The 25,932-nt window shown below is 71.7% G+C and carries 23 protein-coding genes and 1 pseudogene; 13 read left to right on the top strand and 11 right to left on the bottom strand.

Annotated elements, in window-relative coordinates:
- Positions 1–98 precede the first annotated feature (98 nt).
- Positions 99–500, top strand: a pseudogene (locus AC07DS_RS02400) (hypothetical protein); the annotation flags it as partial.
- A gap of 91 nt (positions 501–591) precedes the next feature.
- Here the strand turns inward: AC07DS_RS02400 and AC07DS_RS02395 are convergent.
- Positions 592–1,356, bottom strand: a complete 765-nt coding sequence (locus tag AC07DS_RS02395) for a bestrophin-like domain (protein ID WP_479141892.1) — start codon at positions 1,354–1,356, stop codon at positions 592–594.
- A 31-nt stretch (positions 1,357–1,387) separates the two neighbouring features.
- Entirely contained in the window at positions 1,388–1,516 is a 129-nt protein-coding gene (locus AC07DS_RS02390; protein ID WP_479141890.1) for a hypothetical protein, read from the bottom strand.
- 28 nt (positions 1,517–1,544) lie between these two features.
- Between AC07DS_RS02390 and AC07DS_RS02385 the strand changes: the two genes are divergently transcribed.
- The 4 genes from AC07DS_RS02385 (at position 1,545) to AC07DS_RS02370 (ending at position 6,436) form a co-directional block, all read left to right on the top strand.
- On the top strand, positions 1,545–2,033 hold the full coding sequence (locus AC07DS_RS02385) for a hypothetical protein (RefSeq protein ID WP_479141888.1): 489 nt from the start codon (positions 1,545–1,547) through the stop codon (positions 2,031–2,033).
- A 221-nt stretch (positions 2,034–2,254) separates the two neighbouring features.
- Positions 2,255–3,226, top strand: coding sequence for an SCO0930 family lipoprotein (locus AC07DS_RS02380; RefSeq protein ID WP_479141886.1), 972 nt, complete (start codon positions 2,255–2,257; stop codon positions 3,224–3,226).
- 256 nt (positions 3,227–3,482) lie between these two features.
- The gene (locus AC07DS_RS02375) at positions 3,483–4,295 is read left to right on the top strand and encodes an SAM-dependent methyltransferase (RefSeq protein WP_479141884.1); all 813 of its coding nucleotides are present in this window, start codon (positions 3,483–3,485) and stop codon (positions 4,293–4,295) included.
- Complete coding sequence (locus tag AC07DS_RS02370) at positions 4,292–6,436, top strand: putative bifunctional diguanylate cyclase/phosphodiesterase (RefSeq protein ID WP_479141882.1); 2,145 nt, start codon at positions 4,292–4,294, stop codon at positions 6,434–6,436. Before AC07DS_RS02375 ends, AC07DS_RS02370 begins: the two co-directional genes overlap by 4 nt.
- Positions 6,437–6,479: 43 nt before the next feature.
- On the opposite strand, the gene AC07DS_RS02365 is transcribed toward AC07DS_RS02370, so the two are convergent.
- Entirely contained in the window at positions 6,480–7,373 is an 894-nt protein-coding gene (locus AC07DS_RS02365; protein ID WP_479141880.1) for a LysR family transcriptional regulator, read from the bottom strand.
- Positions 7,374–7,493: 120 nt separating this feature from the next.
- On the opposite strand from AC07DS_RS02365, the gene AC07DS_RS02360 reads away from it, so the two are divergent.
- From AC07DS_RS02360 to AC07DS_RS02340, 5 genes are all read left to right on the top strand, one after another.
- Positions 7,494–8,165 (top strand): succinate dehydrogenase, encoded by a 672-nt coding sequence (locus AC07DS_RS02360; protein ID WP_479142142.1) that lies wholly within the window; start codon positions 7,494–7,496, stop codon positions 8,163–8,165.
- A gap of 1 nt (position 8,166) precedes the next feature.
- Entirely contained in the window at positions 8,167–10,113 is a 1,947-nt protein-coding gene (locus AC07DS_RS02355) for a fumarate reductase/succinate dehydrogenase flavoprotein subunit (protein WP_479141877.1), read from the top strand.
- The gene (locus AC07DS_RS02350) at positions 10,110–10,859 is read left to right on the top strand and encodes a succinate dehydrogenase/fumarate reductase iron-sulfur subunit (RefSeq protein WP_479141875.1); all 750 of its coding nucleotides are present in this window, start codon (positions 10,110–10,112) and stop codon (positions 10,857–10,859) included. Before AC07DS_RS02355 ends, AC07DS_RS02350 begins: the two co-directional genes overlap by 4 nt.
- 237 nt (positions 10,860–11,096) lie before the next feature.
- Positions 11,097–11,867 (top strand): GNAT family N-acetyltransferase, encoded by a 771-nt coding sequence (locus tag AC07DS_RS02345; protein ID WP_479141873.1) that lies wholly within the window; start codon positions 11,097–11,099, stop codon positions 11,865–11,867.
- Entirely contained in the window at positions 11,867–12,736 is an 870-nt protein-coding gene (locus tag AC07DS_RS02340) for a lysophospholipid acyltransferase family protein (protein WP_479141870.1), read from the top strand. Before AC07DS_RS02345 ends, AC07DS_RS02340 begins: the two co-directional genes overlap by 1 nt.
- Here AC07DS_RS02340 and AC07DS_RS02335 read toward each other — a convergent pair.
- Together AC07DS_RS02335 and AC07DS_RS02330 are read right to left on the bottom strand one after the other, a co-directional pair.
- Positions 12,712–15,051 (bottom strand): ATP-binding cassette domain-containing protein, encoded by a 2,340-nt coding sequence (locus tag AC07DS_RS02335; protein ID WP_479141868.1) that lies wholly within the window; start codon positions 15,049–15,051, stop codon positions 12,712–12,714. The two genes, AC07DS_RS02340 and AC07DS_RS02335, sit on opposite strands and share 25 nt — an antisense overlap.
- Positions 15,052–15,121: 70 nt before the next feature.
- A complete protein-coding gene (locus AC07DS_RS02330; RefSeq protein WP_479141866.1) occupies positions 15,122–15,313 on the bottom strand; it encodes an antitoxin in 192 nt (63 codons plus the stop codon).
- 195 nt (positions 15,314–15,508) lie between these two features.
- On the opposite strand from AC07DS_RS02330, the gene AC07DS_RS02325 reads away from it, so the two are divergent.
- Positions 15,509–17,986, top strand: coding sequence for an ATP-dependent Clp protease ATP-binding subunit (locus AC07DS_RS02325; RefSeq protein ID WP_479141864.1), 2,478 nt, complete (start codon positions 15,509–15,511; stop codon positions 17,984–17,986).
- A gap of 5 nt (positions 17,987–17,991) precedes the next feature.
- Here AC07DS_RS02325 and AC07DS_RS02320 read toward each other — a convergent pair whose 3' ends face one another.
- A complete protein-coding gene (locus tag AC07DS_RS02320) occupies positions 17,992–18,996 on the bottom strand; it encodes an MsnO8 family LLM class oxidoreductase (RefSeq protein ID WP_479141862.1) in 1,005 nt (334 codons plus the stop codon).
- 115 nt (positions 18,997–19,111) lie between these two features.
- Between AC07DS_RS02320 and AC07DS_RS02315 the strand changes: the two genes are divergently transcribed.
- Positions 19,112–19,603 carry a phosphatase domain-containing protein gene (locus tag AC07DS_RS02315; protein WP_479141860.1) on the top strand — a complete coding sequence of 164 codons (492 nt, stop codon included), beginning with the start codon at positions 19,112–19,114 and terminating at the stop codon, positions 19,601–19,603.
- Between the two features lie 4 nt (positions 19,604–19,607).
- Here AC07DS_RS02315 and AC07DS_RS02310 read toward each other — a convergent pair whose 3' ends face one another.
- Positions 19,608–19,823 (bottom strand): dodecin, encoded by a 216-nt coding sequence (locus AC07DS_RS02310; protein WP_145877092.1) that lies wholly within the window; start codon positions 19,821–19,823, stop codon positions 19,608–19,610.
- Positions 19,824–20,038: 215 nt separating this feature from the next.
- On the opposite strand from AC07DS_RS02310, the gene AC07DS_RS02305 reads away from it, so the two are divergent.
- Positions 20,039–21,298: an extracellular solute-binding protein gene (locus AC07DS_RS02305; protein ID WP_479141857.1), complete on the top strand. Its 1,260-nt coding sequence runs from the start codon at positions 20,039–20,041 to the stop codon at positions 21,296–21,298.
- A 1-nt stretch (position 21,299) separates the two neighbouring features.
- Here AC07DS_RS02305 and egtD read toward each other — a convergent pair whose 3' ends face one another.
- Genes egtD through egtA form a run of 4 tightly spaced genes read right to left on the bottom strand, consistent with a single transcriptional unit; the run spans position 21,300 to position 25,688 of the window.
- Positions 21,300–22,262 (bottom strand): L-histidine N(alpha)-methyltransferase, encoded by a 963-nt coding sequence (gene egtD / locus AC07DS_RS02300; RefSeq protein ID WP_479141855.1) that lies wholly within the window; start codon positions 22,260–22,262, stop codon positions 21,300–21,302.
- On the bottom strand, positions 22,259–23,038 hold the full coding sequence (gene egtC, locus AC07DS_RS02295) for an ergothioneine biosynthesis protein EgtC (RefSeq protein ID WP_479141853.1): 780 nt from the start codon (positions 23,036–23,038) through the stop codon (positions 22,259–22,261). The genes egtD and egtC overlap by 4 nt, the downstream gene beginning before the upstream one ends.
- Positions 23,038–24,375 carry an ergothioneine biosynthesis protein EgtB gene (gene egtB / locus AC07DS_RS02290; protein ID WP_479141851.1) on the bottom strand — a complete coding sequence of 446 codons (1,338 nt, stop codon included), beginning with the start codon at positions 24,373–24,375 and terminating at the stop codon, positions 23,038–23,040. The genes egtC and egtB overlap by 1 nt, the downstream gene beginning before the upstream one ends.
- The gene (egtA, locus tag AC07DS_RS02285) at positions 24,372–25,688 is read right to left on the bottom strand and encodes an ergothioneine biosynthesis glutamate--cysteine ligase EgtA (RefSeq protein ID WP_479141849.1); all 1,317 of its coding nucleotides are present in this window, start codon (positions 25,686–25,688) and stop codon (positions 24,372–24,374) included. Before egtA ends, egtB begins: the two co-directional genes overlap by 4 nt.
- Positions 25,689–25,932 lie beyond the last annotated feature (244 nt).

The following is a 25,932-nucleotide window of genomic DNA, read 5'->3' as shown; positions in this document are numbered from 1 at the left end:
ACAGGGGCAACAACGGACGGGGCGGGAACAACGGAAGAGGTGACGACTTCGGCGGCCGCGGTGACGACTTCGGCCATGGGGACAACCACGGGGGCCGGGGCGACGGCAACCCCCGCAACATCCTCGCCACGCCCAGCATGATCGCCGCGGGCGGCCGGATCGCCGTCACCGTGGACGGCTGCCGCGGCGGTACGGCGTCCTCGGACGCCTTCCGCACGACCCAGCTGACAGCGATCAGTGACGACACCTCGCGCGGCATCGCCACCGTCGACCGCAACGCCCGTCCCGGCCGCTACGACATCACGGTGAACTGCAACGGCCGCACCCTGACCCGCCCCAACGCCTTCACCGTGCTCGGCGCCGTCCAGGGCGGACTCGGCGGCAGCGTCACCAGCGGTGCCACGCCGGCCGACATGGCCATCGGCGGCGGTCTGGTGGCCTCGGCGGTACTCGGAGGCGGCATGTCCTTGATGCGCCGCCGCCCGGAGAGGTGGGTCTGACCGGGGCCCCGGACCCCGTTCCGCGGAGCGCGCGCAAGACACGCCTTCGTCCCGGCTCCCTCAGGGGACCGGGGCGAAGGCCTGTCCGTGGTCAACCCCTGACGTGCGGGAACAGGTTCAGGAACGGCTCGGCGCTCGCCGCGATGCCCCGGCTGTAGGGCGCGTCGAAGTCCCAGATGAGGAAGAGCATGAAGGCGATGGTCGCGGAGAAGACCCCGGCCAGGATCAACTCGCGCCGGCTGCGCCGGATCTGCAGCGCGAAGACCATGCAGACGGTGACGACCGCCCCGGTGATCAGCCCGAACCACACCACGCCCGGCATCGTCGCCCCGGTCGAGTCGGCGCGCGCGTTGCGCGCCTGGTCCGCGGCGGCCATCTGGTCCAGCAGCGGCTGGTAGGCCTGCGCCTCGAAGTCGTTCTTCGGCTGATAGTCCGTCACGTCGTGGCGGAGCGTCGCCAGCAGCTCCGTACCGTGCCCGGTGACGCGACCGTGGTCGGTCATCGACTTCCACTCGGTGGTCACCACGTACTGGACATAGGTGTCCGCATCGCCGCGGATGCGGTCACGGACGTCCGGCGGATAGACCCGCACCCGCTCCGAGATCTCGTGCAGCGCCTGGGCCTCGGCCTGCACATGGTCCTCGGCGGCGCTGCGTGCCTCCCACACGCCCGCGATGGCGAGACCGAGGACGATGGCGTACACGACGCCGATCCACATCGTCATGTACTCGATGACGTCGGGGGTCTCGCTGGGGTCCTCGTCGTCGGGAGCCCTCTTGTGCCGTACGAGCGTGATGACGACCACCACGGCACAGGCCCCCAGCATCGCGAGGACGAGAACAAGCCAATCCGACAACAGGTGCCTCCAGAAGTGAGCGGCCGGCGCGTCAGCGCGGGCGCAACGCCGCCACGGCGACGATCGCGGGAACGGTGATGAGCAGGACGTAGGTGACCGGCGACGTGTGGTCGGGCGCCTGGTGGCTGGTCGACCGGGGGTGGTACGCCGGGTAGCTCACCGGGGTCACGGAGGGCCGCGGACGGGCCTTGGGCGACAGCTTGGGCCGCGGCTTCGGGTCGGGCCGGGGCGTCGGGGGCGGGGTCGGCGTCGGCCGGGGTGCGGGTGGCGCCGGGGCGGGGGGCTTCGGCCTCGGTTTCGGCGGGGCTTTCGGAGTGGGCGCAGGCCGGGGCGTGGGCTTCGGCGACGGGGTCGGCTTCGGCGTGGGCGTCGGCGTGGGGGTGGGCGTCGGTGTGGGCGGGCACGGCGGCGGCGTGGGCTTCGGGCACGGCGGCGGCGTCGGCCAGTGGTCGCCGCCGCCCGCCACGGCCACGGCCACCGTGCCGTCCGGGCCCGTCGAGGCGGACGCGCAGGCGTCGGCCGACGCGGTCCCGACCGGGCAGCCCACCAGGGTCCAGGTCAGTGCCAGAAGGGCCAACACCCGGGTGGCGGGCGCACATCGGGTCACTTCGGGTCCATGCACGACGGAGATCATGGGGCGCGGAGCGCCGTCGTACTCCGGAGTGCGTCCGGATTGATCCGAAGGGGTGACAAATGGCGATCAATGGTTTGAAGATCCGAAGCTGACCAACTGGCCGATATGTGCGCCTGCGCGACTCCCCGCGAACGGTGCTCGTCACAGGATCCCGAAAGAATTTCGCGTCCCCGTTGAACACTCCGACCCCTTCGCCGCGTACCCATGGCCGTGCGGCGGCGCAGCAGGGCGCTGCAATATCCAGGCGAATTTTGGGAGTTGGCGATGAAGACCTCCTGGCGGACCGCCTCACTGGTGGCCACGGCCGCTTCGGTGCTGGCGCTGACGACGGCGTGCGGTCAGGACAACAGCACCACGCCGGCATCGGCGGCCCAGAATGTCGGGGCCACGGCCGCGGCGGGTGACTACGGCAACCCGGGAGGCGGAGCCGCCACCGGCACCGGTGCCGGCAACGGGTACGGCGCCGACGGCAACCAGAGCTCCAGCTCCCCGAGCCCGGCGGCGCCCGCGGGCAAGCTGAGCGTGGTCGGCAACCCCGAACTGGGCAATGTGCTGACCGACGGCTCCGGCCTGACCCTCTACCGGTTCGACAAGGACACCGCCAATCCGCCCAAGTCGAACTGTGACGGCGACTGCGCCACCACCTGGCCGCCGGTGCCCGCCGACGACGCCACCGCCGGTCAGGGCATCGACAAGGCGCTGCTCGGCGAGGTCACCCGCGCCGACGGCACCAAGCAGCTGACCATCGGCGGCTGGCCCGCCTACCGCTACGCCAAGGACGTCAACTCCGGTGACGTCAACGGCCAGGGCGTGGGCGGCAAGTGGTTCGCGCTCGCGCCCAACGGCAAGAAGGCCTCGCTGGCCTCCCTGCCCGGTCTGTCCGTCCGCAAGGACCCCAAGCTGGGCGACGTCATCGTGGACAAGAACGGCATGACGGTCTACCGCTTCCTGAAGGACAAGGCGTGGCCGAAGGTCATCTCGAACTGCACCGGCGCCTGCCTGGAGAAGTGGCCCGCGGTCGCCCCGGTCAAGCCCGAGGACACCAAGGGCGTCCAGAAGAAGGGCCTGATGGGCTTCACCCGCCCCGACGGTGAGAAGCAGATGACCGTCAACTGCTGGCCCATCTACACCTTCTCCGGTGACAAGGCTCCCGGTGACACCAACGGTCAGGGTGTGGGCGGCACTTGGTACGCCGTCTCGCCCGACGGCAAGCCGATCGGCGCGCCGGGCAAGTAGAGATCACCTCCCCAGGGTCGATCGCCCCGCCCCCGGCGCCCGATCGAAGGTCCGCCCCCTCCGCACCGCACGGAGGGGGCGGACCGCTGTTTTCGTGGGGCCGTGACACGGCGGGGCCGGCTGCGCACTTGCCGCAGGCAGTGACCGGGAACGGACGGTCAATTTCCGGTTCGGGTCGCTCCTTTGGCGGGCGATCAGTAGCCTCAGCTCGAACACCGGATCGCCTCGACCTGTCGCCTACGCCTTGGAGAGATACATGGAGCGTCCCGCCTGGGCCCCACGGAGCATCGACATCTCGGTGCCGAGCGTTTCGCGTATCTACGACTTCTACCTGGGCGGTTCGCACAACTTCGAGGTCGACCGCGAGGCGGCCCGCAAGGCGATGGAGTTCATGCCGGGCCTGCCGAAGATCATGCAGGCCAACCGGGCCTTCATGCGCCGGGCCGTGCGTTTCGCGGCCGACGAGGGCATCACCCAGTTCCTCGACATCGGCTCCGGTATCCCCACCTTCGGCAACGTCCACGAGGTGGCTCAGGCGGCCGCACCGGGCGCCCGTGTCGTCTACGTGGACCACGATCCGGTGGCGGTGGCGCACAGCCAGGCGGTGCTGGCGGGCAACGCCGACGCCGACGTGATCGCCGCCGACCTGCGCAAGCCCCAGGAGATCCTCTCCAGCCCCCAACTGGAGAGCCTGATCGACCTGAATCGGCCAGTAGCCCTCCTTCTCGTTGCCATACTGCACTTCGTGGAAGACGTGGACGACCCGTACGGTGCCGTGGCCGAGCTGCGCGAGGCGCTCGCGCCCGGCAGCCTGCTGATCCTCACCCATGCCTCGTACGAGGGAATCCCGTTGCCCGCGGAGCGGGCCGAGGGTGCGGTGGACGTGTACAAGGACATTCGCAACCCGCTGATCATGCGCTCGCGCGAGGAGATCGCGCGGTTCTTCGAGGGGTACGACATGGTGGAACCCGGACTGGTGCCGATGCCGCACTGGCGCTCGGAGTCGGCACCGGAGGACGAGGATCCGTACGCCTTCTCCGGATTCGCCGGCGTGGGGCGCACGGCGTGAGCGGGGAACCGGACGGGCCGGAGGACAGACTGCGCCGGCTGACGACGATCTGGAGCCGGGCGGTCTTCCCGGTCACCTCGACGTCGCTGACCCGCGCGGAGTTCGCGGAACAACTCCTTCCGCTCGCACGCCGGTTGAGCGGCCTGCTGCGGGCCCGCAGCTTCGACTCGGAGGAGGCCAAGGCGGTCGGCGCCGCGCTGGTCGAGGCGCACTGCACCGACCCCGAGACGCTCACCCGCACCCTGGACTGCGTCGACGCCTACCTGGTCCTCTACTGCGGCGAGGACGGCCCCCAGGACGAACTGCGCATGCGCTCCTCGCGGTTGCAGCACGCGATGGCGGCCGGGTACGCGCAGGCCCTGCGCGAGCGCACCCTCGCCGAGCAGGAGGCCATCGCCCAGGCCGCGTTGCAGGCCCAGGGCATCGTGGCCCAGGCGCTGCACGCCAGCGAGGCCCGCTTCCGGGCGGTCTTCGAGGGCGCGGCCATAGGTATCGGCATCGCCGACCTGGAGGGCAACGTGCTCCAGGTCAACGAGGCGCTGCTGCGCATGTTCGGCGGCTCCGGGACGAACGTGCGGGGCCGCAACGTCATGGAGTGGACGCACCCCGAGGACGCGCCCCAGACCTGGAAGCTGTACGACGAACTCGTCCGCGGCGAGCGCGAGCACTACCACGTCGAGAAGGCGTTCAACCGCCCCGACGGCACGGTCCTGTGGACCAACCTCACGGTCTCCCTGCTGCGCGACGCCGACGGCGACCCGCAGTACCAGCTGGCCCTCATGGAGGACACCACCGAGCGCCGCCTGCTCAACCTCCGGCTGCGCTACGAGGCCACGCACGACGCGCTCACCGGACTGCCCAACCGCACCCTGTTCTTCGAGCGCCTGGAGAAGGCGCTGGGCGCCGGCGAGGGCCAGCGCTTCGGCCTGTGCTACCTCGACCTGGACGGCTTCAAGACCGTCAACGACAGCCTCGGCCACGCGGCCGGCGACCGGCTGCTGGTGGAGGTCGCCGATCGGCTGCAGTCCTGCGCGACCGCGCCCGGCGAGATGGTCGCCCGGCTCGGCGGCGACGAGTTCGTGGCGCTGACCACCGGCCCCGGCACCGAGCGGGGGGTCGACGAACTCGCCGAGCGCATCATGAACGCGCTCGTCACACCCATCAGCATCGACGGCCGTGACCTGCTGGTACGCGGCAGCCTCGGCATCGTGGAGGGCCCGGCGGGCGAGCGCACCGCGGCGGAGATCCTGCGCAGCGCGGACATCACCATGTACCGGGCGAAGTCGGCGGGCGGCAACCGCTCCGAGCTGGCCGACCCCGAGGCGGACGCCCGGGCGATCACCCGTCACGGCCTGACCACGGCTCTGCCCACGGCACTGGAACGCGGCGAGTTCTTCATCGAGTACCAGCCCCTGGTCCACCTCGGCGACGGCAGCGTCCGCGGCGCCGAGGCGCTGGTCCGCTGGCTGCACCCGCAGCACGGCGTCCTCGGCCCCGACCGCTTCATCCCGCTCGCCGAGCACACGGGCCTGATCGTGCCGCTCGGCCGCTGGGTCCTGGAGGAGTCCATCCGGCAGGCCCGCGAATGGCGCGAACGATACGGCGATCAGACGGCCGCCGGGCCTCTGCGCATCAACGTCAACCTCTCTCCGTGCCAGCTGAGCCATCCCGGCCTGGTCCAGGACACGGTGGAGATCCTCGAGCGCGCGGGCGTCGCCCCGGACGCCCTCTGCCTGGAGGTCACCGAGTCGGCTCTGATCGGCGCCGACGACGACCTCCTCAAACCTCTGCGCAGACTCGCCGAGATGGGCGTCGACATCGCCCTCGACGACTTCGGCACCGGTTACTCCAACCTCGCCAACCTGCGCCGCCTCCCGGTGAGCATCCTCAAACTGGACCGCTCCTTCACCCAGGGCATGCAGCAGTTCCCGGCCGACCCCGTCGACCTCAAGATCGTCGAGGGCATCGTCTCCCTGGCCCACAGCCTCGACCTGGCGGTCACGGTGGAGGGCGTGGAGACAGGCGCACAGGCCGAACAACTCCGCATACTGGGCTGCGACACGGCCCAGGGCTGGTACTACGCGAGGCCGGGCCCACCGGAGAGGCTGCACGACCTGGCGTTGGTGGACGCGACGGGCTGAGCCGGTGGTGGGGGGGCGCACCCCCCACAAGCCGAACCGACAGTCACCGCTCGAGCAACATCCGCTGCAACTCCCGAGCGGCCCGGGGCGGAGCCACATCGCTGCGGTGGGCCAGCGCAATGGTCCGATGCAATCCCGGCCGGGCCAGCGGAGTCACCCGCAGCCCACGCCCGGTCCGCGCCGCGACCATGCGCGGAACGACCGCGACACCCAGCCCGGACCGCACGAACCCCAGCACCGCGTCCATCTCGCCCCCCTCCACGGCGAAATCCGGTTCGAACCCTTCGGCCCGGCACGCCGCGACGGTCAGCTCCCTGAGGTCGTAGCCGTGCCGGAACATCACCAGACGCTCGCTCTCCAGGTCGGCGATGCGCACGACCCGGCCGCCCTCACCGGAGGTGCCCGGCGCCCGCACCTCCGGTGAGGACACCACCACCAGGTCCTCCCGCAGCAGCTCCACCGTGGTCAGCGCGGGCGCGGGCGTCGGCAGCGGCAGGACGACCAGGGCGAGGTCGAGGGCGCCGCGGGCCAGCTCCCGCACCAGGTCGTGCGAGCCGCCCTCCTCGATCAGCAGCTGGATGCCGGGGTAGCGGTCGTGGAAGGCGCGCAGGACGTCCGGCAGCAGGCCGGTGCACAGGCTCGGCGTCGCACCGAGGCGCACCCGGCCCCGCCGCAGCTGCACCAGCTCCTGCACCTCGTACCGTGCCGTGTCCGCGTCCGCGAGGATCCGCCGGGCCAGCGGCAGCAGCGCCTCGCCCGCGTCGGTGAGCGTGATGTTGCCCCGGGCCCGCAGGAACAGGTCCGCGCCCAGCTCCCGCTCCAGTGCCTTGATCTGCTGCGACAGGGACGGCTGGGCGACATGGACCAGCTCGGCGGCCCGGGTGAAGTGCCGGGTCTCGGCCACGGCCACGAAGTACTGAAGCTGCTGGAACTGCACGGTTACAGGATAGTCCTTGTCTATGGAAACAAGCTGGACCATGTCTTGGACCGATCAGGTCCCTCGCCCCTAGCGTGCTGTTCCATGGCTCTGGCAACGCGGACGGACCGACGGCCGTCCATGGCACGCACCGTGTGGGACAGCACCGTCGGCAAGAAGACGGTGATGGCCGTCAGCGGTGTGATCATGCTGCTGTACCTGGTCGCGCACATGATCGGGAACCTGAAAATCTACTTCGGGGCGGGCGAGTTCAACCACTACGCCCACTGGCTGCGCACCGTCGGCGAACCGTTCATGCACTACGAGTGGACGCTCTGGCTCATCCGGATCGTCCTCGTCGTCGCCGTGGTCGCCCACGCCACGTCCGCCTACCAGCTCAGCCGCCGTGACATCAGGGCACGGCCCAGCAAGTACGTGCACAGAAAGCCGCGGGCCGGCTACGCCACGCGGACCATGCGCTGGGGCGGGATCATCCTCGGCCTGTTCATCGTCTGGCACCTCCTGGACCTGACCACCGGCACCGTGCACTCCGGCGGCTTCCAGGAGGGCCACCCGTACCAGAACGTGGTGGACACCTTCTCCACCTGGTACGGCAACGTCATCTACATCGTCGCGATGCTCGCGCTCGGCCTGCACATCCGGCACGGCTTCTGGAGCGCCGCCCAGACCCTCGGCGTCGGCAGCCGGGCCCGCGACCGCGCCCTGAAGACCGTCGCCGACGTCCTCGCGCTGCTGCTCACGGCCGGCTTCATCGCCGTACCCGTGGGCGTCATGACCGGAGTGGTGAGCTGACATGACCTACACCGAATACGCCACCGGTGAGCCCGTGGCGGACGACAAGGCCCCCTCCGGCCCGATCCGTGAGCGCTGGGACAAGCGCCGCTTCGAGGCCAAGCTGGTCAACCCCGCCAACCGCCGCAAGCACACCGTCATCGTGGTCGGCACCGGCCTGGCCGGCGGCTCGGCGGGCGCCACCCTCGCCGAACAGGGCTACCACGTCGTCCAGTTCTGCTACCAGGACTCGCCGCGCCGCGCCCACTCGATCGCCGCGCAGGGCGGCATCAACGCGGCGAAGAACTACCGCAACGACGGAGACTCGATCCACCGGCTGTTCTACGACACCGTCAAGGGCGGCGACTTCCGGGCCCGGGAGTCCAACGTGCACCGGCTCGCGCAGATCTCCGTGGAGATCATCGACCAGTGCGTGGCGCAGGGCGTGCCCTTCGCCCGCGAGTACGGCGGCCTGCTCGACACCCGCTCCTTCGGCGGCGTCCAGGTGTCCCGTACGTTCTACGCCCGCGGCCAGACGGGTCAGCAGCTCCTGCTGGGCGCCTACCAGGCGCTGTCCCGGCAGATCGCCGCGGGGAACGTGGAGATGCACCCGCGCACCGAGATGCTGGACCTGATCGTCGTGGACGGGCGGGCGCGCGGCATCGTGGCGCGGGACCTCGTCACCGGGAAGATCGACACGTACTTCGCCGACGCCGTCGTACTCGCGAGCGGCGGCTACGGCAACGTCTTCTACCTGTCGACGAACGCCATGAACTCCAACGCGACCGCGGTCTGGCGGGCGCACCGGCGCGGCGCCTACTTCGCCAACCCCTGCTTCACACAGATCCACCCCACCTGCATCCCGCGCACCGGCGACCAACAGTCCAAGCTCACCCTGATGAGCGAGTCGCTGCGCAACGACGGCCGGATCTGGGTGCCCAGGGCCAAGGGCGACGACCGGCCGGCGAACCGGATCCCCGAGGACGAGCGCGACTACTACCTGGAGCGCATCTACCCCTCCTTCGGCAACCTGGTCCCGCGCGACATCGCCTCCCGCGCCGCGAAGAACGTCTGCGACGAGGGCAGGGGAGTCGGCCCCGGCGGCCAGGGCGTCTACCTCGACTTCGCGGACGCGATCAAGCGGATGGGCCGCGAGGCGGTCGAGGCGAAGTACGGCAACCTCTTCGACATGTACCAGCGGATCACCGACGAGGATCCGTACGAGGTGCCGATGCGGATCTACCCCGCCGTGCACTACACGATGGGCGGCCTGTGGGTCGACTACGACCTGCAGACGACCGTCCCCGGCCTGTTCGCGATCGGCGAGGCCAACTTCTCCGACCACGGCGCGAACCGCCTCGGCGCCTCCGCCCTGATGCAGGGTCTCGCCGACGGCTACTTCGTCCTGCCGTCGACGATCAACGACTACCTCGCCCGCAACCCGCACCAGGAGGCGGTGACGGCCGAACACCCGGTCGTCCAGGAGGTGCTGGCCGAGACCGAGGACCGGATCGACCTGCTCCTGTCCGTCGACGGCGACCGCACCCCCGACTCCTTCCACCGCGAGGTCGGCGAACTCATGTGGGAGTTCTGCGGCATGGCCCGCACGGACGCGGGCCTGCGCAAGGCTTTGGAGCGGATCCCGCAGATCCGTGCCGAGTTCTGGCGGCGCATCAAGGTCCCGGGCACCGGCGAGGAGTTCAACCAGTCGCTGGAGAAGGCCAACCGCATCGTCGACTACCTGGAGCTCGCCGAACTGATGTGCCTCGACGCGCTGCACCGCGGCGAGTCCTGCGGCGGCCACTTCCGCGAGGAGTCGCAGACACCGGACGGCGAGGCCGCGCGCCGGGACGAGGAGTTCTCGTACGCGGCCGCCTGGGAGTTCACCGGCACCGGCGAGGCGCCCACCCTGCACAAGGAAGACCTGGTCTTCGAGTACGTCCACCCCACCCAGCGGAGCTACGCATGAAGCTCACCCTGCGCGTCTGGCGGCAGAAGAACGCCGACGCCGAAGGCACCATGTCCACGTACGAGGTGGACGGCATCTCCTCCGACATGTCCTTCCTGGAGATGCTCGACACCCTCAACGAGGAACTCATCCTCAAGGGCGAGGACCCGGTCGCCTTCGACCACGACTGCCGCGAGGGCATCTGCGGCGCCTGCTCGCTCGTCATCAACGGCGACGCGCACGGCCCCGAGCGCACCACCACCTGCCAGCTGCACATGCGGTCCTTCGAGGACGGCGACACGATCGACATCGAGCCGTGGCGCGCCTCGGCCTTCCCGGTGATCAAGGACCTGGTCGTGGACCGGTCGGCGTTCGACCGGATCATCCAGGCCGGCGGCTACGTCACCGCCCCCACCGGCTCCGCGCCCGAGGCCCACGCCACCCCGGTACCCAAGGCGGACGCCGACTTCGCGTTCGAGCACGCCGAGTGCATCGGCTGCGGAGCGTGCGTGGCGGCCTGCCCGAACGGTGCGGCAATGCTGTTCACCTCCGCAAAGGTCAACCACCTCAACGTGCTGCCCCAGGGGGCGCCCGAGCGGGAGACGCGGGTGCTGGACATGGTTGCGCAGATGGACGCGGAGGGGTTCGGCGGCTGCACGCTGACGGGTGAGTGTGCGACCGCCTGTCCCAAGGGGATTCCGCTGGTGTCCATCACGAGCATGAACAAGGAGTGGCTGCGGGCCACCCGCAAGGTGGCCAAGCGCTAGCCACCGGAGAAGACGTTCGCCGACCAGCAGGCGGACGGGCGGGGTCGGGAGAGGTGCTCCTTCCGGCCCCGTCTGGTTTTCCGCCGGCACCGTCGCCCACGCCGTTCAACAAGCCCACACCCGCTCTCCGGCCGGCTGTCACGTGTACGCCAACCGGCGTCGGAAGAACAGGACCGGCAGCGCGGACCGCCGCTCTGCCGCTCCCGCCGACCCCGGCCCGTGACCATGGAGAGAGCCATGACCGGCGTCACCACGCTCGACCGTCCTCCGCAGCCCGCGGCACCCACCCGCTACACCGTCACCCTCGCCCGTGACGAGGCCGACGTCCGTGCCGCGCAGCGGCTGCGGCACGACGTCTTCGCCGGAGAGATGGGCGCCCTGCTGGCCACCTCGCAGCCGGGCCTCGACGTCGACCCGTTCGACGCGTACTGCGACCACCTGCTCGTGCGCGACACCGTGACCGGGCAGGTCGTCGGCACCTACCGGCTGCTGCCGCCGGAGCGTGCCGCGGTCGCCGGCCGGCTCTACTCGGAGGGCGAGTTCGACCTCGCCCCGCTCGACGGGATCCGGCCCGGCCTGGTAGAGGTCGGCCGCTCCTGCGTGCACCCCGACCACCGCGACGGCACCGTCATCGGCCTGATCTGGGCCGGGATAGCCCGGTACATGGTCGACCGGGGCCACGAGTGGCTGGCGGGCTGCTGCTCCGTGCCGCTCGCCGACGGCGGCGTGCTGGCCACCGCCACCTGGGACCGGGTGCGCGCCAAGCACCTGGCGCCCGAGGAGTTCCGGGTACGGCCGCTGCTGCCGTGGGTCCCGGGCGCCGAGGTTCCGGCCGACCGCATGGAACTGCCGGCCCTGCTGCGCGGCTACGTCCGCCTCGGTGCCTGGGTGTGCGGGGAGCCCGCGCACGACCCGGACTTCGGGGTCGCCGACCTGTACGTGCTGCTGTCGATGCGCCGGGTCAACCCGCGCTATCTGAAGCACTTCCTCTCCCTCGTGCCGGCCTGATGAGCGTCTGGCTGCCCAGCGCGCCCTGCACCCCGGGCGCCTGCGTGGAGCCGGCCGCACCCGCCGCGGCCGTACCCCGTGCCGTGCTGCGGCTCGTCGCGGTCACGGTCCTGGTGCTGGCCGGGATCGTGCTGGCCCTGCTCGGCTGGGCGTTCCCCCGCCTGCGGCGGAGGATCCCCGCCGAGTGGGTCAGGTGGTGGTGCCGGTCGATCGTGCGGGCCATCGGGGTCCGGGTCCGCTTCACCGGCACCACCGCACCGGCCGGCGGTCTGCTGCTCGTCGCCAACCACGTCTCGTGGCTGGACATCCCGCTGCTGGCCGCCGTACGCCCGGCCCGGATGCTCGCCAAGACCGAGATCCGCGGCTGGCCCGTGGCGGGGGCGCTGGCCGCGCACGGTGGGGCGGTCTTCATCGAACGCGACCGGCTGCGCGCGCTGCCCGACACGGTCGCCCGGATCGCGCACGCCATGCGGGAGGGCGCGGCCGTGGTCGCCTTCCCCGAGGGCAGCACCTGGTGCGGGCGGGCGCACGGCCGCTTCCACCGGGCCGTCTTCCAGGCCGCGCTGGACGCGGGCGTGCCCGTGCAGCCGGTCCGGCTGCGCTACCGCCAGGACGGGGAAGGGGCCGCGAGCACCGCGGCCGCGTTCGTCGGCGAGGACACCCTGCTGGCCTCCCTGTGGCGGGTGGCCCGCGCGCGGGGCCTGGTGGCCGAGGTGGACGTCCGGCCGGTGATACCGCCCGGTGCCCAGCCCGACCGCCGGTCCCTCGCGCGTGCCGCCCAGCCGGTCGCCTCCGAGGCCGCCTGGACCCATGTGGTCCTGCTGGAGCCGCAGGCCGCGCCGCGTCAGGGCATGACCCGGGCCAGATAGGGCGCCGTGGCGCTGCCCGCCGCCCGCGCCACCCGCTGCGGCGGCCCGGCCGCCACGACGTGGCCGCCCCGGTCGCCGCCGCCCGGCCCGAGGTCGATCACCCAGTCCGCCTCGGCGACCACGGTCATGTCGTGCTCGACCACGACCACCGTGTGCCCGGTGTCCACCAGCCCGTGCAGCCGGTCCATCAGCACCTCGACGTCGGCCGGGTGCAGACCGGTCGTCGGCTCGTCCAGCAGGTAGAGGGTGTGGGCGCGGCGGCCGCGCTGCAGCTCGCTCGCCAGCTTGATCCGCTGGGCCTCCCCGCCCGACAGCTCGGTGGCGGGCTGGCCCAGACGCAGATAGCCGAGGCCCACGTCGAGCAGCGTGCCCAGGCTGCGGGCCGCACCCGGGGTGTCCGCGAAGAACCCGGCCGCGTCCTCGACGGTGAGGTCCAGGACCTCGGCGATGTTCCGTCCCCGGTACGTCACCCGCAGGGTCTCGGGGTTGTAGCGGGCACCCGCGCAGTCCGGGCAGGGCGCGTACGTGCTCGGCAGGAACAGCAGCTCGACGCTGACGAACCCCTCGCCCTGACAGGTCTCGCAGCGCCCTCCGGCCACGTTGAAGGAGAACCGCCCGACGCCGTAGCCGCGCTCTTGCGCCGCGTCGGTGGCGGCGAACACCTTCCGTACGACGTCGAACAGGCCGGTGTAGGTGGCCAGGTTGGAGCGCGGAGTGCGCCCGATCGGCCGCTGGTCCACCCGGACCAGACGGCCGACCCCGGCCAGGTCCTCCGTCAGCTCGCCGATGAGCGTGGACTTCCCCGAGCCGGACACACCGGTCACGGCGGTGAACGCGCCCAGCGGGAACTCGGCCGTCACCCCGCGCAGATTGTGCCGGGTCACGGGACCCACCTTCAGCCAGCCGTGCGGCTCGCGGACCTCACGCGCCGGGCCCGGGGCCTCGTCGAACAGGTAGCGGGCCGTGGCCGACTCCTCGACCGAGGCCAGCTCGGCCACCGGGCCGCTGTACAGCACCCGTCCGCCGTGCTCGCCCGCGCCGGGACCCACGTCCACCAGCCAGTCCGCGCCGCGCACCACCTCCAGGTGGTGTTCGACCACGAACACCGAGTTGCCGGCCGTCTTGAGCCGGTCCAGCACCGCGAGCAGGGCCTCGGTGTCCGCCGGGTGCAGTCCCGCCGAGGGCTCGTCCAGCACGTAGACCACGCCGAACAGCCCGGAGCGCAACTGGGTGGCGAGCCGCAGCCGTTGCAGTTCTCCCGCGGACAGGGTGGGGGTGGCCCGGTCCAGGCTGAGATAGCCGAGGCCCAGTTCGGCCACCGGCACGATCCGGGACTTCAGGTCGTCGGTGAGGACCCGGGCCGTCTCGGTTCCCCCGTCGAGCAGTCCGGCCAGGTCGGTCAGGGGCAGCGCGGCCAGTTCGGCGATGGTCCGGCCGCCGAAGGTGACCGCCAGAGCCTCGGGCCGCAGCCTGCTGCCCCCGCACACCGGGCACGGCGCGCCGGTCAGGAAGCGCTCCGCCTTCGCCCGCAGGGTCGGTGACCTGGTGTCGGAGAACGTCTTCATGACGTACCGTCGCGCGCTCATGTACGTGCCCTGGTACGGCCGTTGGATCCGGTCGGCGTCCCGCACCGGGTGGACCGTGACGACGGGCTGCTCGTCGGTGAAGAGGATCCACTCCCGCTGCTCGGCCGGGAGTTCGCGCCAGGGCCGGTCCACGTCGTACCCGAGCGTGTCGAGGATGTCGCGCAGGTTCTTGCCCTGCCAGGCTCCGGGCCACGCGGCGATCGCGCCCTCGCGGATCGACAGCGAGGGGTCGGGGACCAGCAACTCCTCGGTGGTGCGGTGCACCCGGCCGAGGCCGTGGCACTCCGGGCAGGCGCCGGCCGCCGTGTTCGGGGAGAACGCGTCCGAGTCGAGCCGCTCGGCGCCGGGCGGGTAGTCACCGGCGCGCGAGAACAGCATGCGCAGGGAGTTGGAGAGGTTGGTGACCGTGCCCACGGAGGAGCGGGAGGTGGGTGCCGAGCGGCGCTGCTGGAGGGAGACGGCCGGCGGCAGCCCGGTGATCTCGCCGACCCTGGGCGCCCCGACCTGGTGGATCAGCCGACGCGCGTACGGCGCGACCGACTCGAAGTAGCGTCGCTGTGCCTCGGCGTACACGGTGCCGAACGCCAGTGACGACTTCCCCGAGCCGGACACGCCGGTGAACACGGCCAGTACGTCCCGCGGGATGTCCACGTCGACACCCTTGAGGTTGTGCTCGCGGGCACCGCGGACACGGACGTAGGGGTCGTACGGATCATGGGGGCTCTGCATCGGGGGGACACTCCGTACGGGCCTGCCGGGGCGGGGACAAACCCCGCGATTCTAGCCCGACGGGTCCCGGCTACGGGTGCGGAGGGGTGTCCCGCTCCTGGCTTCCCAGCTCGTCCTTCAGCTTCTGCTGGGCCGTGTCGACCTGGGGCTGGTACTTGCCCTGGGTCTTCTCGTCGACGTAGTCGCCGCCCTTGTCGATGCCCTTGTTCGCCACGTCCTCGTGGCCCTTGAGCATGCCCTTGATCTTGTCCAGCATGGACATGGCATCCCTCCTGAGGGATAGACGCTCCGTCTTCCAGGGTCTCCGGCCGGGGCGTGGCCCGCATCTCGGCGGGCGGGGGCGCGCGGGGCGAGAGCGCGGCGCATGGGCCCGCCGTGGAGGCGCGAGTGCACGGGTGACCCTTATGTGCGAGTTTGGGGGATACGGACGCCTGCCGCCGCAGAAAGGCCTGCCCTCATGAGCACTCCCGGTTTCGGATTCGGACGCAGCCCGTTCGAGGAGTTCGACGAGCTGATGTCCCGGTTCTTCGGCAGCGGCGGCCCGGCCGCGTCCGCCCGCCGGCCGCAGCGCGTCGACATCGGAAGTCTGCTGTCCGAACGTGCCCGGGACCTGGTGGCCGAGGCCAGGGACATCGCCGCGATCGAGGGCAGCGAGGAACTCGACGCCCGGCATCTGCTGGCCGCCGCCACCCGGGGCGAGTCCACCCGGCGCCTGCTCACCGAGGCCGGCGCCGACCCCGACCGCATCCGCGAGCAGCTCGGCACCGGCGCGAACGGAGGCGAGAAGACGGAGCCGAACACCCTCACCCCGTCCGCCAAGCGCGCCCTGCTCGACGCCTACCAGATCTCCCGCGCCGAGGGCGACTCCTACATCGGCCCCGGTCACATCCTGCGCGCGCTCGCCGCGAACCCGGAGTCGGCGGCCGGGCAGGCGCTCGGCGAGGGCGGCTGGGAGCCGGCCAGGCTGCCCTCCGAGGGCTCCGCCGAGCGGAAGAAGCCCAGCAGCACGCCGACCGTCGACGAGTACGGCCGCGACCTCACCGAGGACGCCCGTCAGGGCCGCCTCGACCCGGTGATCGGGCGTGACGAGGAGGTCGAACAGACCATCGAGGTCCTCTCCCGGCGCAGCAAGAACAACCCCGTCCTGATCGGTGACCCCGGCGTCGGCAAGACGGCCGTGGTCGAGGGTATTGCCCAGCGCATCGTCGCCGGGGACGTGCCGAAGACCCTCGAGGGCAAGCGGCTGGTCTCGCTGGACCTGGCCGGGATGGTGGCCGGCACCAAGTACCGGGGCGAGTTCGAGGAGCGGCTGAAGAAGCTGCTGGAGGAAGTCCGCGAGCACGCCGACGAACTGGTGCTGTTCCTCGACGAGCTGCACACCGTCGTCGGTGCCGGAGGCGGCGGCGAGGGCGCCATGGACGCGGGCAACATGCTCAAACCCGCCCTGGCCCGAGGCGAGTTGCACCTGATCGGCGCGACGACCGTGGACGAGTACCGCAGGCACATCGAGAAGGACGCCGCCCTGGAGCGCCGCTTCGCACCCATCCTGGTCGGCGAGCCCAGCGTGGACGACACCATCGAGATCCTGCGCGGCCTGCGCGACCGGTACGAGGCCCACCACCAGGTCCGCATCACCGACGAGGCGGTCGTCGCCGCGGCCGAGCTGTCCGACCGCTACATCACCTCCCGCTTCCTGCCCGACAAGGCCATCGACCTGATGGACCAGGCCGCCGCCCGGGTCCGGCTGCGCGCCCGGACCCCGCCGGCCGACACCCGCGACGTCGAGGACCGCATCGCCGCCCTGAACCGGGAGAAGGACCAGGCGGTCGCCGACGAGGAGTACGAGCGCGCCAAGGACCTGCGTGACCGGATCAAGGAGGCCGAGGCCGAGCTGGCCGCCGCCGGCAAGGCTGAGGAACAGGTCCCGAAGGTCACCGCCGAGGACATCGCCCAGGTCGTCTCCCGCACCACCGGCATCCCCGTCTCCCAGCTCACCGAGGAGGAGCGGGAACGGCTGATGAAGCTGGAGGAGCACCTGCACGAGCGGGTCGTCGGCCAGGACGAGGCGATCACGGCCGTCGCCCGCGCGGTGCGCCGCGCCCGCGCCGGCATGAGCGACCCCGATCGGCCCATCGGCAGTTTCCTGTTCCTCGGCCCGACCGGAGTCGGCAAGACCGAGCTGGCCCGCGCCCTGGCCACCGCCCTCTTCGGCGACGAGAGCCGCATGATCCGGCTCGACATGAGCGAGTTCCAGGAGCGGCACACGGTCTCCCGCCTGGTCGGGGCGCCTCCCGGATACGTCGGCCACGAGGAGGCCGGCCAGCTCACCGAGGCGGTGCGCAGGCAGCCGTACACCGTGCTGCTGCTGGACGAGGTGGAGAAGGCGCACCCGGACGTCTTCAACACCCTGCTGCAGCTCCTGGACGACGGCCGGCTCACCGACTCCCAGGGCCGCACGGTCGACTTCAAGCACACCGTGGTCATCATGACGTCGAACATCGGTGCCGACCGCATCCTGGCCGCCGGCACCGAGGACTACGCCAAGGTCCGCGACGCCGTCATGCCCGCCCTCCAGCAGCACTTCCGGCCCGAGTTCCTCAACCGCATCGACGAGATCATCGTCTTCCGCGGCCTGGACCGCACCCAGCTGCGCCAGATCGTCGACCTGCTGCTGGAGCACACCCGGCGCCGCCTGCACGCCCAGGACGTTGCGATGGAGGTCACCGACACGGCCGCCGAACTCCTCTCGAACATCGGCTACCAGCCCGACTTCGGCGCCCGCCCGCTGCGCCGCACCATCCAGCGCGAGGTGGACGACCGCCTGGCCGACATGCTGCTGTCCGGGCAACTCGTAGCGGGCGACCGTGCCGTGGTGGACGCGGCGGACGGCGCCATCGTGATGCGCGCGGACCGGCCGGCCGACGTGCAGGGCTGAGCCGCTCAGCCGCGGGGTGCGAAGAGGGCGGCCAGGCGGCGGTAGGAGTCCAGCAGCGCCGTACGGTCGTACGAGCTGGTCGTGACCAGGACCTCGTCCGCGCCCGTCTCCTTCAGCACCGTCTCCAGCTCGTGCCCGACCTGGTCCCCGGTGCCGGCGAGGTGACCGGCCAGACCGGCCTCGTAGAAGTCCCGCTCCTTCGCGGTCATCGCCCGGGCCTCGATCTCCTCGGCCGGGGCCAGGGGCGGGAAGGTGCCGTGGGTCCGGGCGTGCGCCATGGCCCAGGCCTCCGGGACGAGCAGCCGCCGCGCGGCCTCCGGGGTGCCGGCCACCGCGATCGTGCCGGAGATCATCACGTACGGCTCGGACGCCCACGGGGAGGGGCGGAACTCGGAGCGGTACTGGTCGATGCCGCGCAGCATCTTCTCGCGGCCCCGCAGGTCGCCGATGACCATCGGCAGGCCGGCGCGGGCCGCGATCCGCGCGCCCTCGCCCATGGCCAGCACGAACGGCGGCACCCGCAGGCCCTCCGCCGGGCGGGCGTGCACCCCGGTCGGCGAGGTGCCCTCGAACCAGCCGAGCAGTTCGCCCAGTTGCGCCGCGAAGTCCTCGGCGTCGTCCTTGTCCCGCCCGAGTGCCTTGCGGACACCGTCCGTGAAGCCCACGGAACGGCCGAGCCCCATGTCGATCCGGCCCGGGAAGAGCGACTCCAGCACGCCGAACTGCTCGGCCACGACCAGGGGCCGGTGGTTGGGCAGCATCACCCCGCCGGTGCCGACCCGGACCGTGCGGGTCGCCGCGGCCACGGCGGCGGCGAGCACCGTCGGCGCCGACCCGGCGACCCCGGGCACACCGTGGTGCTCCGACACCCAGAACCGGTGGTAGCCGAGCGCCTCCGCCTCCCGCGCCAGCGCGAGCGTGTCCCGCAGCGCCTCGCCGGGCGGCCTGCCCGCACGGGTGCGGGAACGGTCGAGGACGGAGAAGCGGGTCGCGGCGGTCATGGAACTCATACGAGGTTCAACACCCCAGAGCCCGCAGGATTCCTCGTACGGCTTCTGATGCGGCTCCGGTGCGAGCGGCGGCCCGGCCCCGGGGAGCTGACGCAGGGGTGGCTAGGGTGGCCCCGTGACAGACAGCAGTGCGCGTCCGGTTGCCGTGTTCGACCTCGACAACACCCTTGCCGACACCGCCCATCGGCAGCACTTCCTGGAGGGCCGGCCGCGGAACTGGGCCGGGTTCTTCGCGGCCGCGCCCCAGGATCCGCCGCTCGCCGAGGGCGTGACGCTCGTCCTGGAACAGGCCCGCGAGTGCGAGATCGTGTACCTCACCGGGCGGCCCGAACGATGCCGGCGCGACACGCTCGACTGGCTCGCCGGCCAGGGGCTGCCCGAGGGGCGCCTCCACATGCGGAGCAACGCCGACCGCAGGCCCGCCCGGTTCACCAAGCTGGAGATCCTGCGCCGGCTCGCCCGTGACCGCGAGATCCGGTTCCTGGCCGATGACGACGAGCTCGTGTGCGACGACGCCGAGCGCGCCGGATTCGCCGTCGTACGGGCCCGCTGGGCTGCGAAGTCCGCCGCGCTCGAGGACGCACAGGAGCGTGAGGGCCGGACCTGAGGGCCTACTCCCCGTCCTCGATGCGGAAGCCCACCTTCAGACCGACCTGCCAGTGCGCGATCTGCCCGTCCTCGATCTGCCCCCTGACCTGTGTCACCTCGAACCAGTCCAGGTTGCGCACGGTCTGGGACGCCCGGGCGATGCCGTTGCGGATCGCCTTGTCGACGCCGTCGGGGGAGGTGCCGACGATCTCCGAGACCCGGTAGGTGTGGTTGGTCATGTGGTGCTCCTCGCTGTGCCGCCGTGACGGGTGTGTCACGCGTCACTCCACGGTGCCGTATGCGGAGTCGGAGCGCGAGGCGTCGCGGCCGTACCCCCGGGTAGGTCTTGACCTCAGCATTGGTCCATACCAAAATTCAGACACCCGTGCGAGCCATGGCTCGTCCCCCCACGCCGGGCCCCTTCCCCTGTCCGTCAGACAGAACAGGACCCCTCGTGAGACGTCGTCGTCTGCTCGCCCTCCTCTGCGTCACCGGCTCCCTCGCCAGTGGCTGTGGCCTCCTCCCGGGCGGCCAGGACCGGCACACCGTCACCGTGTGGCTGATGAAGGACAGCGCCTCGAAGGAGTTCCTGCGGCGCTTCACCGAGGAGTTCGAACGCACCCACACGGACCTGCGGCTCGACATCCGCATCCAGGAGTGGACCGGCATCGTCGAGAAGGTCCGGAAGGCGCTCAGGAGCGACGCGAAGGACGGCCCCGACGTCATCGAGGTGGGCAACACCCAGGTCCCGCTGTACATCGACGACGGCCGGCTCGCCGACCTGACGCTGGAGTCCATGCGCGACTGGGGCAAGGAGCGCTGGCTGCCGGGCCTCGCCGAACCGGGCAAGGACGGCAACAAGCAGTACGGCGTGCCCTGGTACGCGGCCAACCGGGTCGTCGTCTACCGCAAGGACCTCTTCGCGCAGGCCGGCATCACTGCCCCGCCGAAGACCCGTGACGAGTGGCTCACCGACACACAGAAGCTCGACTCGGGTGGCAACCAGGGCATCTACCTGGCCGGACAGGACTGGTACACCCTGTCCGGCTTCATCTGGGACGAGGGGGGCGAGCTGGCCGAGCAGAAGGACTACGAGTGGCGGGGCGCCCTGGACACCCCGGCAGCCCTGCGCGGGATGGACTTCTACCGGCGGCTCCAGGCGCTCGGCGAGGGCCCGGTGGACGCGGACGAGGAACACCCGCCCCAGGCAGGGGTGTTCGCCGGCGGCAAGGTCGCGCAGATCATCGCCGTGCCGGGGCTCGCCCAGTCCATCGTGCAGCAGAATCCCGGACTCAAGGACAAGCTCGGCTTCTTCCCGGTGCCCGGCAGGACCGCCGCCCGGCCCGGCACGGTCTTCACCGGCGGCTCCGACCTCGTCGTCCCGCGAAACACCGACGACCAGTTCGCGGCGACCGCCGTCGTCGGGGCACTCACCGGTGCCAAGTGGGACACCGAACTCGCCCGCACCATGAACTACGTGCCCAACAAGACCACCCTGGCGGGTGCCGTCGCGGGTGAGGAGGGGGTCGCCGCCATGGCGGCGGGTGCCGCACACGGCCGGGCAACCCCCGCCAGCCCGCAGTGGGCCGCGGTCGAGGCGGACAACCCGATCAAGGGCTACATGACCGAGGTGCTCGGCGGGGCCGACCCGGCGGCCGAGGCACGCCGGGCCGACCGGAAGATCACCGAGGCCCTCGCTCCGAACCTGGGCTGACCTACCGCGCCACGCTGAGCGACAGCGCGAAGCGGCTCTCGGTGTCCGTCCACCAGTGGGTCAACTCCAGGCCCACCGCATCGAGTTCAGCGCTCACCCCGTCCTTGCGGAACTTCGCCGACACCTCGGTGCGCAGCTCCTCGCCCGCCGCGAAGTCCACGGCGAGGTCCAGCGCGGGCACCTTCACGGTCTGCGCGGTGCGCGAGCGCAGCCGCATCTCGATCCACTCCTGCTCGGTGTCCCACAGCGCCAGATGGTCGAAGGCGTCCGGGTCGAAGTCGGCGCCCAGCTCCCGGTTCATGACGGCCAGGACGTTCTTGTTGAACGCGGCCGTCACCCCGGCCGCGTCGTCGTACGCCCGGACCAGCACCTGTTCGTCCTTGACCAGGTCCGTGCCGAGCAGCAGTGCGTCGCCCGGTGCGAGCAGGGCGCGCACCGAGGCCAGGAACTTCGCCCGCTCGGCGGGCAGCAGGTTGCCGATCGTGCCGCCGAGGAACGCCACCAGCCGGGGTCCGGGAGTCTCGGGCAGCGCCAGCGGGGCGGTGAAGTCGGCGATCAGCGCGTGCACGTCGAGTCCGGGACGCTCCTCGATGAGCGCCTGCCCGGCCTGGGTGAGGGCGCTCTCGCTGACGTCGACGGGTACGTACGCCGCCAGTGAGGTGAGCGCGTCGAGCAGATGACGGGTCTTCTCCGAGGAGCCGGAGCCCAGTTCGACCAGGGTGCGCGCGCCGCTCGCGGCGGCTATCTCGCCGGACCGGGCGACGAGGATCTCGCGCTCGGCCCGGGTCGGGTAGTACTCGAGCAGTTCCGTGATCTGTTCGAACAGCTCGCTGCCCCGGGCGTCGTAGAACCACTTGGGCGGCAGCGTCTTGGGGTTGACCGTCAGGCCGGCGAGGACGTCCGCGCGCAGCGCGGCGTCCGTCGCGTCCTCGGGGAGGGTGCGGGTCACGTGCAGGGGACTCACGTACAGGGCTCCTTCGGTGGTACTGACGCCGGATCCTCGAGCGGGGCGAGCAGCACGCCGGTGCGGTTCGCCGTGAGCACGGTGTGGTCGGGGACCTCCTGCCAGAGCGGGTCGTCGTCATACGGTTCGGAGGCGACGACCGTGCCGGTGCCGGGCTCCGTGCGGTACCAGAGGCTGTCGCCCCAGGTGGTGGCGGTGATGGTGGTGCCGTCGGTGAGCAGCAGGTTCAGCCGGGAGGCGGGGGCCGCCTCGGCCAGCTCACGAACCGCCCCGCCGAGGGCGCCGGCGGGGTCGTCACCGAGCCGCAGCCGGTGCAGCACCAGCGCCCAGACGAACGCCGAGTCGGTGCGCGCCTCCAGCGACAGCAGCTCGACCGGCGGCAGGGCGGACACCAGCGGTGCCGCCGAGTCCGGCCAGCCGGCGATCGCGCCGTTGTGGCTGAACAGCCACCGGCCGGCGGCGAAGGGCGCCGCCGCTGCCTCGCCGTCCGCGCCCGCCCGGGTCGCGTCGCGTACGGCGGCCAGCACGGCCCCGGCGCGCACGACCCGGGCCAGGTCGGTGAAGGACGCATCTGCCCAGATCGGCCCGAACCGCCGGTAGCGGGCCGGAACCGGATCACCCGGGGCGTACCAACCCACCCCGAAACCATCGGCGTTGACCGTCCCGTACCGCTGCCGCCGGGGTGCCCACGACTGCCGGAACAGGCTGTGCGCGGGCTCCACGAGAAGGCGGCCGAGCGGCTCTTCGGGCCCCAGGTAGGCCAGATGACGGCACATCAGACGGCCTCCGAGCGGGCGGTGCGGAACCCGGAGAAGATCTGCCGCCGGATCGGGTAGTCCCAGTTGCGGAACGTGCCACGGCAGGCCACCCGGTCCACGGCGAACGAGCCGCCGCGCAGCACCTTGTGGTCGGAGCCGAAGAACACCTCCGAGTACTCCTTGTACGGGAACGCCCGGAAGCCCGGGTACGGCAGGAAGTCGCTCGCCGTCCACTCCCACACGTCCCCGATCAGCTGCCGGACGCCAAGCGGGGACTCACCGGCCGGGTAGCTGCCGGCGGGAGCGGGCCTGAGGTGCCGCTGGCCCAGGTTGGCGTGCTCGGGCGCTGGGTCGGCATCGCCCCACGGGTAGCGGGTGGAGCGGCCGGTGGCCGGGTCGTACCGGGCTGCCTTCTCCCACTCCGCCTCGGTGGGCAGCCGGCGGCCGGCCCAGCGGGCGTAGGCGTCCGCCTCGTACCAGCACACGTGCAGTACCGGTTCGTCCGGCGGCACGACCTCGGTGACCCCGAAGTGGCGTCTGAGCCACTGGCCGCCGTCGCGGCGCCAGAACAGCGGGGCGGTGAGGGAGTGCTGCCGGACGTGCGCCCAGCCCTCGGGCGTCCACCAGCGCTCGGTGTCGTAGCCGCCGTCCTCGATGAACGCCCGGTACGCCGCGTTCGTCACCGGGGTCGTGTCGATCCAGTACGGCGCCAGGTCCACCGGGTGCGCCGGGCGTTCGTTGTCCAGCGCCCACGGCTCGGTGGAGGTGCCCATGGTGAACGGACCGCCGGGGACGAGGACTTCGGCCGGGCCGGTGAACAGCGGAGCCGGCTCGGGGTCGGGGGCGGTCAGGGCCTGCGGGCCCCTGCGGAGCTGATGGGTGATCAGCATCGTCTCGTCGTGCTGCTGTTCGTGCTGCGCGATCATCCCGAAGGCGAACCCGGCCTCGGTCAGCCGGCTGCCGTGGAAGTCCGCGGCGCCCAGCAGGTCCAGGACCCGGCCGCGCACCTCGGCCGCGTAGCCGCGGGCCTCGGCGGGCGGCAGCAGCGGCAGCGAGGGCCGCTCGGAGCGCGGGTGTTCGAACGCGTCGTACAGGCCGTCGATCTCGGGCCGCATCGCCTCCCGGCCGCCGACCGCCCGCAGCAGCCACAGCTCCTCCTGGTTGCCGATGTGGGCGAGGTCCCACACCAGCGGCGACATCAGCGGGGAGTGCTGCGCGGTGAGGTCGGGGTCCTCGACACAGCTGGTCAGCAGCGTCGTGCGGGCGCGGGCGGTGGTGAGCGAGGCGAGCGCACGCTCGCGCAGCGCCTCGCTGTCGTGCTCGGTGTCCGTGACCTCGGTCTCCGGGGCGGTCATGTGCGGATGTCCTTCCTCCCGTGGGCACGACGGTCCGTGTCGCGCAGACGGTCCAGCAGGTCGTCGGCCGGGCAGCGGCCCCGGACGACGTAGCGGTGGAGATGGGCCGCCACGGCGTCCATGACCGCGGGTGTGGCACCGAGCCGGGGCAGGGCCTCCAGCGCCGCTGCGAAACAGGTGACGGCGGCCTCGCGCAGCTCGGGGTCGGCGAGCCCGTACCGGGCCGCGTCGGTCCACAGCGGATTGTGCGGGGCGGGCAGGTTCAGCGTCCGCTCCGCCAGGGGTTTCACCGCCCGGTGCGCGGACTCGGTGGCTTCCGGGTCGTCGAACAGCGCCGCCGCCACCGCGAGCGGCACGATCCAGCCGTCCTCGCCGGGCTGCGCGTCGATCATGCGCAGCTCCAGGTGGCCGCGTGGCCGGACCGGCGGGAACAGGGTGGTGAGGTGGTAGTCGAGATCCGTCCGGGTGGGCGGCCGGGGTGTCCCCGAGCGGGTCCACTCGCGGAAGGTCAGGCCCTCGGGCAACTCCCACGGACCGCCGTCGTTGCGGACGCACATCACCGGGGCGTCCAGCACATGCCGGGTCCAGGCGTCCCGCGGCTCGCCGTCCGGCGGGGGGCCGCCCGCCCGGCCTGCGACGCCGATCTCCATCCACAGCAGCTGCCGGGTGGACCGCCAGCCCGTGGGCTGCCGGCCGATCAGCGGGGAATTCGCGAACGCTGCCACCAGTACCGCGCCCAGCAGGTGCGCCAGCTGCCAGCGCCGCTCGTGTCCGAGCGGCCCGGGCTCCTCGTAGCCGGCGTCCACGCACACCTGGACGGAGGCCGAGGTGCACATCATGTGCCGGCCGGCCGTGCCGGTGCGGTCGAGGCAGGCCTCCATGGCGTCATAGCGCGGTTCGTGCAGGAAGCGACGGGGTGGATGCCAGGGGTCGTGGCCGACGCCGACGAGTCCCAGGCCGTCCTCGGCGAGGACCGTGCGGACCGTGTCCAGGTCGGCCGAGACGGTGTCTATGCACTCCATCAAGGAGGTGGCGGGCGGGGAGCTCAGCTCCAGTTGGCCGCCGGGTTCGATCGTCAGCGGCGACTTCAGCGGCACGGTCCGCAGGGTGGCGTAGGCCGCTTCGAGTCGTTCGGGTGTCACCGGGAGCTGCGGCTGCCGCAGCTCGTGGACGAGCCATTCCACTTCGACGCCGAGCGTGCGGGGCGGGCCCGTCTTGAAACAGATGCCTCGGACGAGGGCTTCGACCTCGGCTTCGGTGAGGGCTGTGCGGTGCTCCGTACAGTCGCCACCATCGGTCATTGAGTCGGACATGTCGGGATCCTCCTGAGATTCCACCATGCCACCGGCCCGGTGTTCGGTGAGCCGGACATGCACTCGTCCCACCCAAGACCCTCGCAACGATTCGCACAAGGGTGCCCATCGGGACGTCCGGGATCGGTAATCTCCCTTTTCTTGGGCGTTTCCAGGCCGTTCCGGGACCCGGAAATTCCGTTGCACCGCATCACCAGCATCACCCAGGATGCCTGTATGAGCACGACGGGGGAGGCTGCGCGGG

Source organism: Streptomyces sp. NPDC044064 (assembly GCF_056434245.1).
Note: the sequence above shows the minus strand (reverse complement) of the source record. Positions and strands in the feature narration are given on the sequence as shown.

Coding starts and splice junctions, on each gene's coding strand:
- AC07DS_RS02380 (WP_479141886.1), top strand. CDS start 2,255: ATGAAGACCTCCTGGCGGACCGCCTCACTGGTGGCCACGGCCGCTTCG.
- AC07DS_RS02375 (WP_479141884.1), top strand. CDS start 3,483: ATGGAGCGTCCCGCCTGGGCCCCACGGAGCATCGACATCTCGGTGCCG.
- AC07DS_RS02360 (WP_479142142.1), top strand. CDS start 7,494: ATGGCACGCACCGTGTGGGACAGCACCGTCGGCAAGAAGACGGTGATG.
- AC07DS_RS02355 (WP_479141877.1), top strand. CDS start 8,167: ATGACCTACACCGAATACGCCACCGGTGAGCCCGTGGCGGACGACAAG.
- AC07DS_RS02350 (WP_479141875.1), top strand. CDS start 10,110: ATGAAGCTCACCCTGCGCGTCTGGCGGCAGAAGAACGCCGACGCCGAA.
- AC07DS_RS02345 (WP_479141873.1), top strand. CDS start 11,097: ATGACCGGCGTCACCACGCTCGACCGTCCTCCGCAGCCCGCGGCACCC.
- AC07DS_RS02340 (WP_479141870.1), top strand. CDS start 11,867: ATGAGCGTCTGGCTGCCCAGCGCGCCCTGCACCCCGGGCGCCTGCGTG.
- AC07DS_RS02335 (WP_479141868.1), bottom strand. CDS start 15,051: ATGCAGAGCCCCCATGATCCGTACGACCCCTACGTCCGTGTCCGCGGT.
- AC07DS_RS02330 (WP_479141866.1), bottom strand. CDS start 15,313: ATGTCCATGCTGGACAAGATCAAGGGCATGCTCAAGGGCCACGAGGAC.
- AC07DS_RS02325 (WP_479141864.1), top strand. CDS start 15,509: ATGAGCACTCCCGGTTTCGGATTCGGACGCAGCCCGTTCGAGGAGTTC.
- AC07DS_RS02320 (WP_479141862.1), bottom strand. CDS start 18,996: ATGAGTTCCATGACCGCCGCGACCCGCTTCTCCGTCCTCGACCGTTCC.
- AC07DS_RS02310 (WP_145877092.1), bottom strand. CDS start 19,823: ATGACCAACCACACCTACCGGGTCTCGGAGATCGTCGGCACCTCCCCC.
- egtC (WP_479141853.1), bottom strand. CDS start 23,038: ATGTGCCGTCATCTGGCCTACCTGGGGCCCGAAGAGCCGCTCGGCCGC.
- egtB (WP_479141851.1), bottom strand. CDS start 24,375: ATGACCGCCCCGGAGACCGAGGTCACGGACACCGAGCACGACAGCGAG.
- egtA (WP_479141849.1), bottom strand. CDS start 25,688: ATGTCCGACTCAATGACCGATGGTGGCGACTGTACGGAGCACCGCACA.